The organism is Nocardiopsis eucommiae (assembly GCF_965344335.1).
In the GTDB taxonomy this organism is placed as follows: Bacteria; Actinomycetota; Actinomycetes; order Streptosporangiales; family Streptosporangiaceae; genus Nocardiopsis; species Nocardiopsis eucommiae.
In genome coordinates this window covers 72058-85135 of the sequence record NZ_CBDRIY010000009.1, presented here as the reverse complement: position 1 = coordinate 85135, position 13078 = coordinate 72058, and the positions used below count along the sequence as shown (strand labels likewise).

General features: G+C 71.5%; 10 protein-coding genes, 1 CRISPR repeat array and 1 riboswitch. Of the genes, 9 read left to right on the top strand and 1 reads right to left on the bottom strand.

Features of this window, described 5'->3' with window-relative positions:
- Positions 1-133: 133 nt before the first annotated feature.
- Positions 134-1129 carry an L-glyceraldehyde 3-phosphate reductase gene (gene mgrA, locus ACRWK8_RS07720; protein ID WP_378741882.1) on the bottom strand — a complete coding sequence of 332 codons (996 nt, stop codon included), beginning with the start codon at positions 1127-1129 and terminating at the stop codon, positions 134-136.
- A 417-nt stretch (positions 1130-1546) separates the two neighbouring features.
- On the opposite strand from mgrA, the gene ACRWK8_RS07715 reads away from it, so the two are divergent.
- The 9 genes from ACRWK8_RS07715 to ACRWK8_RS07675 all read left to right on the top strand — a co-directional run bounded on the left by ACRWK8_RS07715 (position 1547) and on the right by ACRWK8_RS07675 (position 12854).
- Positions 1547-1945: a VOC family protein gene (locus tag ACRWK8_RS07715; protein WP_378741880.1), complete on the top strand. Its 399-nt coding sequence runs from the start codon at positions 1547-1549 to the stop codon at positions 1943-1945.
- Positions 1946-2047: 102 nt separating this feature from the next.
- Positions 2048-3046, top strand: a complete 999-nt coding sequence (locus ACRWK8_RS07710) for a sigma-70 family RNA polymerase sigma factor (RefSeq protein ID WP_431869215.1) — start codon at positions 2048-2050, stop codon at positions 3044-3046.
- Positions 3047-3389: 343 nt separating this feature from the next.
- Complete coding sequence (locus tag ACRWK8_RS07705) at positions 3390-4565, top strand: UDP-N-acetylglucosamine--N-acetylmuramyl-(pentapeptide) pyrophosphoryl-undecaprenol N-acetylglucosamine transferase (RefSeq protein ID WP_431869213.1); 1176 nt, start codon at positions 3390-3392, stop codon at positions 4563-4565.
- A gap of 136 nt (positions 4566-4701) precedes the next feature.
- Positions 4702-5156: a CRISPR direct-repeat array (repeat unit 28 nt; unit sequence CTGCTCCCCGCGCACGCGGGGATGGACC).
- A 178-nt stretch (positions 5157-5334) separates the two neighbouring features.
- Positions 5335-5796 (top strand): PPOX class F420-dependent oxidoreductase, encoded by a 462-nt coding sequence (locus tag ACRWK8_RS07700; RefSeq protein WP_431869211.1) that lies wholly within the window; start codon positions 5335-5337, stop codon positions 5794-5796.
- A gap of 145 nt (positions 5797-5941) precedes the next feature.
- Positions 5942-6053, top strand: a riboswitch (SAM riboswitch).
- Between the two features lie 79 nt (positions 6054-6132).
- Positions 6133-7785 carry a TIGR04028 family ABC transporter substrate-binding protein gene (locus ACRWK8_RS07695; RefSeq protein ID WP_431869209.1) on the top strand — a complete coding sequence of 551 codons (1653 nt, stop codon included), beginning with the start codon at positions 6133-6135 and terminating at the stop codon, positions 7783-7785.
- Between the two features lie 125 nt (positions 7786-7910).
- Positions 7911-8852, top strand: a complete 942-nt coding sequence (locus ACRWK8_RS07690) for an ABC transporter permease (RefSeq protein WP_431869207.1) — start codon at positions 7911-7913, stop codon at positions 8850-8852.
- Entirely contained in the window at positions 8849-9745 is an 897-nt protein-coding gene (locus tag ACRWK8_RS07685) for an ABC transporter permease (protein WP_431869205.1), read from the top strand. The genes ACRWK8_RS07690 and ACRWK8_RS07685 overlap by 4 nt, the downstream gene beginning before the upstream one ends.
- Entirely contained in the window at positions 9742-11727 is a 1986-nt protein-coding gene (locus tag ACRWK8_RS07680; protein WP_431869203.1) for a dipeptide ABC transporter ATP-binding protein, read from the top strand. Before ACRWK8_RS07685 ends, ACRWK8_RS07680 begins: the two co-directional genes overlap by 4 nt.
- Before the next feature lie 104 nt (positions 11728-11831).
- Positions 11832-12854, top strand: a complete 1023-nt coding sequence (locus ACRWK8_RS07675; RefSeq protein ID WP_431869201.1) for a putative FMN-dependent luciferase-like monooxygenase — start codon at positions 11832-11834, stop codon at positions 12852-12854.
- The last annotated feature ends 224 nt before the right edge of the window (positions 12855-13078 follow it).

The following is a 13078-nucleotide window of genomic DNA, read 5'->3' as shown; positions in this document are numbered from 1 at the left end:
CAGGCCGTGAAACCACCGGTGCCCGCCTGTCCGGCCGGAGCGATGGATGGGGTCGGCGATTTCCCTGATGGGTCCCACGGCTGCCGACAGCGGCTACGGACGTGGCGCACCGCTGACGGCGCGCTCCGTCCCGCTACTCGACCGGTGCGTACCGGTCGATGGCGGCGAGCTCCTCAGCGGAGAACTCCAGGTTGCCGATGGCGGCCACGTTGTCCTCCAACTGCGCCACACTGCTCGCACCCACCACGGCGGAGGTCACCCGTCCGCCGCGCAGCACCCAGGCCAGCGCCATCTGTGCCAGGGTCTGCCCGCGCCGGTCGGCGATCTCGTTCAGCCCTCTGACCCGGTCGAGGAGGCTCCCGGTGATCCCCTCACGGCTCAGGAAGGGGCTCGCGCCCGCGGCCCGCGAACCCTCCGGCACCCCGTTCAGGTACCGGTCGGTCAGCAGCCCCTGGGCCAACGGCGAGTACGCGATCGACCCCGCGCCCACCTCGTCCAGGACGTCCAGGAGCCCGTTCTCGACCCACCGGTTGAACATCGAGTACGAGGGCTGGTGGATCAGCAGAGGGGTGCCCATCTCGCGCAGGATGTGCGCGGCGTCCAGAGTCTGCTCGGGGGAGTAGTTGGAGACCCCGGCGTACAGCGCCTTGCCCTGGCGCACCGCCGTGTCCAACGCGCCCATGGTCTCCTCCAGGGGCGTGTCCGGATCGGGTCGGTGCGAGTAGAAGACGTCCACGTGGTCCAGGCCCATGCGTTCCAGGCTCTGGTCCAGGCTGGCCAGCAGCCCCTTGCGTGAACCCCACTCGCCGTACGGCCCCGGCCACATCAGGTGTCCGGCCTTGGTGGAGACGACGAACTCGTGCCGGTACCTTCGCAGGTCCGAGGCGACCACCCGGCCGAAGTTCTCCTCGGCGGCCCCGGGCGGCGGGCCGTAGTTGTTGGCCAGGTCGAAGTGGACGACGCCCAGGTCGAAGGCGCGCAACAGGATGTCGCGCTGCGTCTCCAGGCCACGGTCCCCGCCGAAGTTGTGCCACAGGCCCAGGGAGAGGGCGGGCAGGCGCAGACCGCTGCGGCCACAGCGTCGGTAGGGCATGGTGTCGTAGCGCGTGGGTGCGGCGACGTAGGTCATGGTGGTCCCTCGTGGCTGGTGGAAAAGGGTCACTGGGCCACAGTCTGGCATGTCCGGCACGCCCGGGACGGTTGTCCACAGGGCCCTTTCCCAGTCGGGGACACCCCCGTAGCCCGGGCGACCCCGCCACCCGGCCGAGCGACGCGCCCTCTCCTCCGCCGACGGGCTCCGGTCCGGTCGGTCCCCGCACACGAAACGGAGCAGGTCGTTCTCACCCCCCATGCCAGGAGACGGGCCCCATGGACCCGGCCCCCTCCCTCCGCCGTCCGGTGGAACCACGGCCACCGCGCGAGCGGTCCGGACCCCGGGACGCTCACCCCGCCCACACCGCCACTGTCTCCGGAGACGCGATGACTTTCCGGGCGAGTCCTGGTCGGTAAGGGTGAGGGAACACGACGACACCGCAGGGAGGACCAGATGAAGCGCCCCAATCTCGACAGCATGCTGCTCGCCAGCACCGACCCGGACCGCCTGCGCGACTGGTACGCCGCCGTCCTGGACCCCGTCGCCAACGACGACATGGACGGCTACCGTGTGCTCCGGTTCGGCACGTTCCACATGCTGATCGACCAGCGTGACGACGTCGGCGCGGAGGCGGCCGACCCCACCCGGATGATCCTCAACTTCGACGTCGGTGACGCCCGCGCCGTCGCCGCGCTCATGGACGAGCGGGGCACCGAGTGGGTGGCGCCGCTGGAGGACCGGGACGGGAGCCTGTTCGCGACCGCCAAGGACCCGGACGGCAACTACGTGCAGATCATCCAGATGAGCGAGGAGGCCCTCGCCGCCATGGAACGCGGTGACCTCGGCGGCTAGGTCCGTCACCGGGCGGGCCGTCACGGCCCGCCCGGAGCCGAGGCGAAGAGTTCGCAAAGGAACGACACCGACCCGTGCCTACCGTCGTAGGCGGGGCGTACCGTGACGGCCGTGGCCGAACACATGACTGACCAGGACTTCGAGCGGCTCGTCGCGCCCTACCGGCGCGAACTGTACGCGCACTGCTACCGCATGCTCGGCTCGGCGCACGACGCCGAGGACCTGGTCCAGGAGACCTACCTGCGCGCCTGGAAGGGCTACGACCACTTCGAGGGCCGGTCCAGCCTGCGTACCTGGCTGCACCGGATCGCGACCACGGCCTGCCTCACCGCGTTGGACAGACGCGGCCGTCGCCCCCTGCCCACGGGACTCGGCGGCCCGACGGACACCCCCGAGGCCGCGCTCGCGGAGCGCGCCGACCTGCCCTGGCTCGAACCGATGCCGGACGTCCTCGGCGGACCGGACGACACCGTCGACCCCGGTGCGGTGGTGGCCGCCCGCGAGAGTGTGCGGCTCGCCCTCATCGCCGCGCTCCAGTACCTTCCGCCCCGCCAGCGCGGCGTGCTGATCCTGCGCGACGTCCTGCGGTTCAGCGCGGCGGAGGTCGCCCGGAGCCTGGACATCTCGGTCCCGGCGGTGAACAGCCTCCTGCAACGGGCCCGCGCCCAGCTGGGGCGGATCACCCCCGCGGAGGACACCGTCCCCGCGCCCCGCTCAGACCAGCGTGAGAAGCTCGATCGCTACGTGGCCGCCTTCGAGTCCTATGACATCGGTGCCCTCACCGAGCTGTTCACCGCCGAGGCGTCGTTCGAGATGCCTCCCTTCGCCACCTGGGTGCGCGGCGCCGGGAACATCGGCCGGCTCATCGACACGCACTGCCCGGCCGAGCGGCCCGGAGATCTGGCCATGGTGCCGACCTCGGCCAACGGACAGCCCGCCTTCGGCATGTACCTGAGAGGTGAGGACGGCGCGTACCGAGCGTTCGGCATCCACGCCCTGACCCTGGTGGAGCAGGGGATCAGCCACTGCGCGGTCTTCTTCGACACAGGGCTGTTCCGCCTCTTCGGGCTGCCCGCCGTTCACGGTGCCGCGAGCTCGTGACCGGCCGCCTCCACGTCGGCGCGCACCTCTGAGGCGGCGCTCCGGAGAGTCCACGACACGCTCCCGACCGACTGGCTGGTCTCGGTCGTCATCGCCGTCGAACACGTCGAGGCCGGGGCCGAGGCGGAGACCCGCCAGGCGCGGCACACCGCGCTCCTCCGTGTCCTCGGCCACCAAGGACCCGTGTGACCAGGGGCCCAGCCCGATTCACCCCGATTCGCCCCGTCCACTGGCACAAAGGGCTCCCGAACGCGACTACCGTGCTGATGGGCCGTGTCAGTGCGCGGCCCTCCTTCTGACCATTTCTCCCACCCGCGGCAGCGGGCAGCCAGATGGGAACCGTGTGAACAGCACCCATGACCGATCGCCCCGGAACCTGCGCCTCATCGTGACCGGAGGGGGTACGGGCGGCCACACCTACCCCGCACTGACCGCGGTCAACGCTCTGCGGGCCCGTCTGGAGCTGACCGGCCACTCCCTCGAGGTGCTGTGGGTGGGCGCGGCGGACAGCCTGGAACAGCGCGTGGCCACCACCAACGGCATCGCCTTCGAGGCGGTGGCCACCGGCAAGATCCGCCGGTCCAAGAACCCGATCAAGATGGTCTCCCCGGCCAACGTCAAGGACATGACCAACGTCCCCCGAGGCGTGGCGCAGGCCCGGTCACTGGTGTCCGACTTCGCGCCAGACGTGGTCCTGGCCACCGGCGGCTACGTCGCCGTGCCCGTCGGCCTGGCCGCGCGCATGTGCCGCCGCCCCCTCGTCGTGCACGAGCAGACCGTCCGCCTCGGCCTGGCCAACAAGGTCCTCGCCCGCGCCGGCGCCCAGATCGCCGTGTCCGCGCAGTCCTCCGTGGCACTCCTGCCTGAGGGCTCCCAGGGCACCGCCGTGGTGACGGGCAACCCCGTGCGCCCCGAGGTCCTCACGGGCCAGCCGCAGCGCGCCGCCGAGGGCCTGGGCTTCACCGGTCACGACCCGGAGCTGCCCACCGTCTACGTGACCGGCGGCGCCCAGGGGTCGGCGCAGATCAACAACAACGTCCGCGACATACTCCCGTGGCTGCTCACCAGGGCCAACGTCGTCCACCAGTGCGGTGCGAACAACGTCGACGCCCTCCGTGAGAGCGCCCAGGGACTGGACCCGGCCCTCGCCCAGCGGTACCACCTGACCGCCTTCGTCGGTCCGGAGCTCCCCGACGTGCTGGCCCTCGCCGACGTGGTCATCTCCCGCAGCGGTGCCGGTACCATCGCCGAACTCACCGCCCTCGGCAAGGCCGCCGTGTTCATCCCGCTGGCATCCTCCGCAGGGAACGAGCAGGCGCACAACGCCCGTCACCTCCAGGAGTCGGGCGCCGCCGTGGCGCTCCTTGGCGAGGTCAACCCGGCCAACCTCCAGGCCGCCGTCGAGCCGCTCCTCGCTGACCCGGCCACCCGCGACGCCATCGCCTCCCAGGCCAGGTCCAAGGGCATGCCCGACGCCGCCGAGCGCCTCGTGGACGTCCTTCTCACCGCCGCCAACTGACCCTCGGGTCGTTCCTACCAACATGCATGCAGTTATGCGCAAGAATCACGTTCGTCGATGGAAATCACCAGTGTCCAACTTTCGAGAAGTTGGAAAAACGACCCCTTGTCACTGGTAAGTTCCCTTTTCAAAAAGTCTGCTCCCCGCGCACGCGGGGATGGTCCCCACAGCCACACGACCTTGAGCTTGGTCTCATGCTGCTCCCCGCGCACGCGGGGATGGTCCCGACAAGACCCGCACGGTACCGCTGCCGACATGCTGCTCCCCGCGCACGCGGGGATGGACCCTGCGCACCCGGGTGGCCGAAGGGGCCGCGCGGCTGCTCCCCGCGCACGCGGGGATGGACCTGAGGCCCAAGCAATGGGTCCAATGCAATTCATCTGCTCCCCGCGCACGCGGGGATGGACCCCGGGGCGGAACGGGAAGGACCAGGCACGTCTTCTGCTCCCCGCGCACGCGGGGATGGACCCACCGCCGAGTCGACCGGGCGCCCCACCATGAGCTGCTCCCCGCGCACGCGGGGATGGACCCTGCGGCGCCACCGTCGAGAGCCGTGCCACGAGCTGCTTCCCGCGCTTGCGGGGATGGACCCTCGTCGTGCGCGGCCGTGGAGTAGTCGGCCAGCTGCTCCCCGCGACGCAGGGAGCAGCTGGCCGACTCCGCACCCGGATACGTGCACGACACCTGCCGACTCGGCTTGGGGCACGGTCCCCTCGGGGTTTGCTGGATAGTCTGGCGTTGCTGGAGACGTCTTCTGGGAAGCGGGCACATGGCACCCAACATCGCCACCAACACCAAGGTCGACCTCGGCGGGCTCCTGGAGTTCGTGCGGCCCCGGCACCGGGCGCTTCTGCTCACGCGGCGCGCGGACGGCGGTCCCCAGGCCTCGCCGGTGACCTGCGGGGTCGACACCGAGGGCCGGATCGTGGTCTCCACCTATCCGGAGCGGGCCAAGGCCCGTAACGCGAGCAGGGACCCACGGGTCAGCGTCGTCGTCCTCTCCGAGGACTTCGACGGGCCCTGGGTGCAGGTCGACGGCACGGCCGAGGTCATCGACGGCGAGGACGCCGTCGAACCCCTCGTGGAGTACTTCCGGGTCATCTCCGGGGAGCACCCCGACTGGGACGAGTACCGCGAGGCGATGCGCCGCCAGGGCAAGGCGCTTGTGCGGGTCACGCCCGAGCGGTGGGGGCCCGTGGCCACGGGCGGGTTCCCGGCGGACCGGGTCTGATCAGGCGGCAGCCGCCTCGCTGAAGCCCCCACCGGGCCCGGCGGCTCCACGGTCGTGTCCCGGAGGGGGCCCTACCGGGCATTCCGCCTGGGGCGGACTCGGCCGCTATCTATAGTTTTCCTACTGGTATGATATGTTTTTGTCAGGTCAAGAGTTCCGCTGTCTGGCTCGGCAGGCGGGACAGCAACCCTCGTACGGCGGTGGGGTGCTCCCGAGCAAGACCGGGTGTCCGCGACCAGCGGGCGCAAGTGCTACCCGGCGCGAGAGGGACCCCGCCCGGACCCGAGGTGACACCGGGTCCGAGGGTCGTCCCCGTCGGTCCCCGAGAGGAAGAACGTGTCCCACTCCACGACACCGGTACGTGCCCTGTCCCTGCTCGCGGCCGTCGGCCTGATGACCCTGACGGGCTGCGGTGCCTCCGCCTCCTCAGGAACGGGGGGCGACGGTGGGCCCGTCCCGGGAGGCACCCTCGTCTACCTGGAACACCAGGCCCACGACTCCCTCTATCCGCCGTCCGCGGGCTTCTACCCCAACGGCGGCCTGGTCAACAACGTCACCGACCGGCTGGTGTACCAGGACCCCGAGACCCTGGAGTTCGAGCCCTGGATCGCCACGGAGTGGGAGGTCAACGACGACGCCACCGAGTACACCTTCACACTCCGGGACGACGTCACCTTCTCCGACGGCTCCCCGCTGGACGCGGAGGTGGTCGCCAAGAACTTCGACCTCTACGGACAGGGCGACCAGGACCGCGCGCTGATCGTCTCCGAGACGATCAACAACTACGGGGGCAGCGAGGTCCTGGACGAGACCACGGTCCGGTTCCACTTCGACGCCCCCTCACCCGGCTTCCTCCAGGCCACCTCCACCATCAACTCCGGCCTGCTCTCCGAGGACACGCTCGACCTTTCCCTGGAGGGCTTCGGCCCGGGCAACTCCACCGAGGTGATCGGCACGGGGCCCTTCACCATCACCGAGGAGGAGATCGGCACCTCCCTCACCCTCACCGCGCGGGAGGACTACGCCTGGGCGCCGCCGAGCCGGGAGAACCAGGGCCGCGCCCACCTGGACGAGGTCCAGGTCAGCGTCACCCCCGAGGACAGCGTCCGCGTGGGCTCGCTGATCGCCGGACAGGCCCACTTCGTCCGCTACGTCCAGGCCCAGGACGAGAGACAGGTCGAGGAGGCCGGGTTCACGGTCCACGCCCCGCAGACCAACGGGGTCAACAACAGCCTCAGCCTGCGCCTGGGCAACGAGATCCTCTCCGAACTCCCCGTGCGGCAGGCGCTGGTCGCCGGGATCGACCGGCAGGAGGTCGTGGACACCATCTACACGGATCACTACCCGCTGGCCACCTCCACCCTGAGCACCACCGCCCGGGGCTACGCCGACCAGTCCGAGCACCTGGAGTACGACCCCGAGCGGGCCGAGGAGCTCCTCGACGAGGCCGGCTGGGAGCTCGGTTCCGACGGGGTCCGCGAGAAGGACGGCACCCCGCTCACCCTCGTGGTCAACGAGGCGGCTCCGCAGCCTCGGTCGTTCGAGGCGCTGACGCTGATCAGTCAGCAGCTCGCCGGGATCGGCGTCGACCTCCGGATCCTCGCCGCCGACGCCGGTACCTACGCCGAGGCGATCAACGACCCCGACCAGGTGCAGATCTACCACTCCATGGTGGGTCGCGCCGACCACGACGTCATCAAGAGCCAGTACCACTCGCAGAACCGCAACACCCTGCTCAACCGTGACCCGGGCGACGGCTCGGTCCAGGACGAGGAACTGGAGGAACTGCTGGAGGAGGTGGCCTCCGCCGCCGAGCCCGAGGACCGCGACGAGGCCAGCGCGGCCGTGCAGGCCCACCTGAGCGAGCAGGCCTACGTCATCCCGCTGTTCGAGGAGCCGCAGGTGTACGGCACCGCTCCCAGCGTGCACGGCGTGGCGTTCGAGTCGGTGGCCCGGCCCAGCTTCCACGAGGTCTGGCTGGACGAGTAGCGGGCCGGTGGGCGCCGCACGGCCCTGGTCGGTCGGTGCCCACCGTCCTCCGTCTCCGCCCCTCACCGTTCCGCTCCCGTCCCCGTCCCACCCGTCCCTGGAAGTCCACACCTCAGAGAGGTCGGATGAGCTACGTACTCCGACGGGTCGGGCAGGCCGTGGTGGTGTTGCTCGCCGCGTTCACAGCGGCGTTCGTGCTGCTCCAGGCCATGCCCGGCGACGCCGTCATGATCCGGTTCGAGAACCCCGAGCTCGGCCTGTCGCCCGAGCAGATCGCCGCCCTGCGCGCGACCTACGGGGTCGACGTCCCCGCCCACCAGCAGTACGCGCACACCCTGCTCGGGTTCCTGAGCGGCGACTTCGGACACTCCGTCCAGAGCGGCACCGCCGTGCGCCACCTGATCGCCGAGGCTCTGCCCGGTACCTTCCAGCTCGCCCTCCTCGGGTTCGTCACGGCGCTGGTCCTGGCGACGGCCGTGGCCTTCCTGTCCACCTATCCCCGGCTGGCCTGGATTCGCGGACTCCTGCGGTCACTGCCGTCGCTGTTCGTGTCGGTCCCGGTCTTCTGGCTCGGCATCCTGCTCATCCAGGTGTTCTCCTTCCGACTCGGCCTGGTCCCGGTGATCAACCCAGGCCCGGTGCAGGGGCTGGTCCTGCCGGTGCTCACCCTGGCCGTGCCGATCTCCGCGCCCCTGGCCCAGATCCTCACCCGCAGCATCGACGAGGTGTACACGCAGCCCTTCGTCACCGTGGTGCGGGCCAAGGGCGCCAGCCGCCACTGGGTGCTGTGGCGCAACGTCGCCAAGAACGCGCTCCTGCCGACCCTCACCATGGCCGGTGTGCTGTTCGGTGAGCTCATCGGCGGCGCCGTGGTCACCGAGACCGTGTTCGGCCGGGCCGGGATCGGCCGCCTCACCGAGCAGGCGGTCAGCAACCAGGACGTGGCCGTCCTCCAAGCCGTGGTTCTGCTCGCCGCGACCGTCTTCGTCCTGGTCAACCTGGTCGTGGACCTGCTCTACCCCGTGCTGGACCCGCGACTGAGGAACAAGTCGGGAGCCTCCGTATGAACCTCACCCCCTCCGTCGGCCACAGCGCCGCGGAGACCGCCCCGGCCTCGGCTCCGGACCCGACCCCGGACCGCCCCAGCCGGTGGCGCCGCCCGCTCCGCCTGGAGATCAGCACTCTCCTGTCCTGCCTGGTCATCCTGTCGGTGGTGGCCTGGGCGCTGGTGCCGGGGTTCTTCACCTCGGCCAGTCCGGTCACCGGAGAGGCCGCCGACGCCCTCCAGGAGCCCAGCGCCCAGTACTGGTTCGGCACCGACGCCACCGGCCGCGACGTGTTCTCCCGGGTGGTGCACGGTTCGGTCCACTCGCTCTCCGGCGCCCTGGTCGCGGTCACCGTCGGCCTGGTGCTGGGCACCCTGCTCGGCGCGGTCGCGGGCGCCGTGGGCGGGCTGGTCGAGGACGCCCTGATGCGCGTGGTGGACGTCCTGCTGGCCGTGCCCTCGCTGCTGCTGTCCCTGAGCGTGGTCATCGTGCTCGGCTTCGGCACCGCGCAGATCGCCTTCGCGGTGGGTGTGGCCAGCGTCGCGGCCTTCGCCCGGTTGGCGCGCTCGGAGGTGGTCCGGGTGCGCGGCACGGACTACGTGGAGGCGGCCTACGCCAGCGGCGGCCGGTTCCACACGGTCCTGTGGCGGCACGTGCTGCCCAACTCCATGACGGCGGTGGCCGCGCTCGCCGCCCTCCAGTTCGGTACGGCCATCCTGGCCATCTCCACCCTGGGCTTCCTCGGGTACGGCGCTCCGCCGCCCACTCCGGAGTGGGGGCTGATGATCGCGGAGGGGCGCGACTACGTGGCCACCGCCTGGTGGCTGACCACACTCCCCGGCCTGGTCGTCGTCGCGGTCGTGCTGGCCGCGAACCGGATCAGTGCCTCGATCGCACGACGGGGGCGAGCATGACCCACACCCAACCCCAGAGCGGCACCGGATCCCGGACCCGGGGCGGCTCCCAGGACCGGACGGAGTCTCGGCCCCGGTCCGGTTCCCCGCTCCAGGGCGCTTCCGGGGCCCAGAGCGAGACCTGGTCCGGGCCCCCCGGGACCAGCACCGCAGACCGTGCCGGGGAACACCCGGGGCGGGACGGCGCCACACCGGTCCTGTCCGTCAGCGACCTCCGTGTTTCCTACACCAGCCGGGGCACCCGGACCCGGGTGGTGCACGGCGTCTCCCTGGAGATCGGCCCCGGTGAGGTCGTCGCCGTGGTCGGGGAGTCCGGTTCGGGCAAGACCACCACGGCCCAGGCGGTGGTCGGCCTCCTGCCGGAGAACGGTCGTGTCACCGGGGGGAGCGTGGTGCTCAACGGTGTCGACATCACCGGCTGGAGCGACCGGAGGCTGGAGTCGGTGCGCGGCAGCCGGGTGGGGCTCGTCCCGCAGGACCCCAACAACTCCCTCAACCCGGTCAAGCGTGTCGGCGACGGCCTCGCCGAGGTGCTGCGCATCCATCGGTGGGCCGACCGGCGCCGGATCAGGGCCCGTGTACTCGAACTCCTGGAGCGCGTCGGTATCCCCGACCCCGCGCTGCGCGCCCGTCAGTACCCGCACGAGCTCTCCGGCGGCATGCGCCAGCGTGTCCTCATCGCCAGCGCGGTGGCCCTGCGGCCGGAGCTCGTCATCGCGGACGAGGCGACCAGCGCCCTGGACGTCACGGTGCAGAAGACCATCCTCGATCTGCTCGACGAGCTGCGGAGCGAGGACGGCACCGCCGTCCTGCTGGTCACCCACGACCTCGCCGTGGCAGCGGACCGAGCCGACCGGGTGGTGGTGCTCAAGGACGGCCGAGTCCAGGAGAGCGGGCCCACGGGCACCGTCCTGACCCGTCCGGCCAGCGACTACACCCGACAGCTCCTGAACGACGCCCCCTCGCTGGCCGGGGCGGGACGCGGAACCCCGGACCCGGCCCGCGTCCGCGAGGCCCGCACCAGCGCGAACGGGGCCGGGGAGGTCGCGGCCGACACGGATCGCTCCCGCTCGTGCCGGGCCCACGCCGACCGCGTCCGCGAAGACCGGGCCTCGGCTCTCCAGGCCTCGGGTATCCAGGTCCCGGCCAACGAGGTCCCGGCCAACGAGGTCCCTGCCATCGAGGTCCGTGACCTGGTCCAGGAGTTCGGCCCCCGGCGGCGCCGCTTCCGGGCCGTGGACGAGGTGTCGTTCACCGTGGCCTCCGGAACCACCCACGCGATCGTGGGGGAGTCCGGTTCGGGCAAGACCACCACGGCCCGCGCCGTCATGGGATTCCGCCGCCCCACCTCCGGCACCGTGGCGGTGAGCGGTCAGGACGTGGGCGCCCTGAGGGGACGGGACCTGCGGAACCTGCGCGGGCGGTTGCAGATGGTCTACCAGAACCCGTTCGGTTCGCTCGATCCCCGACAGAGCGTGGAGGCCATCGTCACCGAACCCCTGCTGAACTACGGCATCGGGGACCGGAGCGAGCGGGCGGCCACCGTCGCCGAGTTCCTCGACCGGGTCGCACTGCCCGCCACGGCCCTGCGGCGCCGCCCCCGGGAGCTCTCCGGTGGCCAGCGCCAGCGCGTCGCCATCGCGCGCGCCCTGGTGCTGCGCCCCGAGGTGGTGGTGCTCGACGAACCGGTCTCCGCGTTGGACGTCACCGTCCAGGCACAGATCCTCGACCTGCTCGAAGAGCTCCAGGACGAGCTCGGGCTCACCTACCTGTTCATCTCGCACGACCTCGCGGTGGTGCGCCGCCTGTCGCACACCCTGACGGTGATGAGCGAGGGCAGGGTCATGGAGTCGGGCCCGACCGGGGAGGTCTTCGCCTCACCCGGGCACGACTACACCAGGAGCCTCATCGAGGCCATCCCCGGGAAGCGCGCCACCGCGGCCGCCCGACCGGCCGCACGGCGACAGCCGTCCGCCCAGTGACGGCTACGGGTACGGCGGCAGCTGGCCGACCACCGACCGTTGACCACGCGGACCAGCCACGGGCGTCCGCGCGGTGCGGAGACCAGAGAAGAGAGCAGAGAACAGTGTCCAAGCAGCTTGGTTTCTTCACCCGTGTCCTGGACGACGGGTCCCCGCAGGAGCGCTACCGTTCGGCGACCGAACAGATCCGGCACGCCGAGGCCTTCGGTTTCGACAGCGCCTGGGTCGCCCAGCACCACTTCGACGGCGACGAGGGCGGACTCCCGTCGCCGCTGGTGTTCCTGGCCCAGGCCGCCGCGCGGACCGAGCGCATCCGGCTCGGCACCGGAGTCGTCACCCTGACCCTGGAGGACCCGGTGCGGTCGGCCGAGGACGCGGCCGTGCTCGACCTGCTCTCCGGCGGGCGCCTGGAGCTGGGGTTCAGCTCCGGCGGGACCCCGTCCGCCTTCCCGAGCTTCGGGGTGGAGTTCGAGCGGCGGCGCGAGGTCTTCGCCCGCAAGCGCGCCACCGTGCTGGCGGCACTGTCGGGAGAGCCCTTCGGGGACGGACCGAACCGGCTCCACCCGGCCCGGCCCGAGCTCCTGGACCGCCTCTGGCTGGCGACCTTCTCCGCCCCGCTCGCGGTGGCGGCGGCCGAGCGCGGCGACGGCCTGCTGCTCTCCCGCACCCAGCCGCCGCCCGTGGACGCGCCGGACACGCCGCTGTGGGACATCCAGAACCCCGTCATCGACGCCTACCTGGACAACCTCGCGCCGGGGGCCGAACCCCGGGTGAGCGTGGCGCGCACCCTGTTCGTCGCCGACGACCGGGAGGAGGCCCTGCGCCTGGCCGAGCGGGGTTACCGGAGCGCCGGGTTCGCCCGGTCCGTGCTCGGCGACGAGGTCGACCGGCTGCCGATCGAGGAACTGCTGGCGACCTTCGACGCACACGTCGGAACACCCGAGGACGTTCTGGAGTCTCTGTCCCGGGACACCGCCCTCCAACGCGCGACCCACCTGTCCTTCCAGGTTCACTCGGTGGACCCGCCGCACGAGTACGTCCTGCGCTCCATCGAGCTCATCGCGGCCGAGGTCGCCCCCGAGCTCGGCTGGACCCCGGACCCGGCGTCCCTGATCGCGGCCGTGTAGCCGGGGCCCTCGCCCGGCACCGCTCCAGCGCACGGTCCGGTACCGGATGGCGGCACCCGACGCACCACGCTCCCCCTCCCACGTCACATCACCCACGCCCACACTGTCCACCGAACCGCCCACCAGGCAGGGAGATCACCATGGCGGACGACCTCGTCGACCGGCTCCTCGGCATCGCTCCGGGGAGTGTCCTGGACGGCGTCCGGGCCACCAGACCCGAGGCC

Bases quoted from the DNA above. Each gene is read 5' to 3' on its own strand.
- mgrA (WP_378741882.1), bottom strand. From the start codon at position 1,129: ATGACCTACGTCGCCGCACCCACGCGCTACGACACCATGCCCTACCGA.
- ACRWK8_RS07685 (WP_431869205.1), top strand. From the start codon at position 8,849: ATGAACCTCACCCCCTCCGTCGGCCACAGCGCCGCGGAGACCGCCCCG.
- ACRWK8_RS07680 (WP_431869203.1), top strand. From the start codon at position 9,742: ATGACCCACACCCAACCCCAGAGCGGCACCGGATCCCGGACCCGGGGC.
- ACRWK8_RS07690 (WP_431869207.1), top strand. From the start codon at position 7,911: ATGAGCTACGTACTCCGACGGGTCGGGCAGGCCGTGGTGGTGTTGCTC.
- ACRWK8_RS07700 (WP_431869211.1), top strand. From the start codon at position 5,335: ATGGCACCCAACATCGCCACCAACACCAAGGTCGACCTCGGCGGGCTC.
- ACRWK8_RS07715 (WP_378741880.1), top strand. From the start codon at position 1,547: ATGAAGCGCCCCAATCTCGACAGCATGCTGCTCGCCAGCACCGACCCG.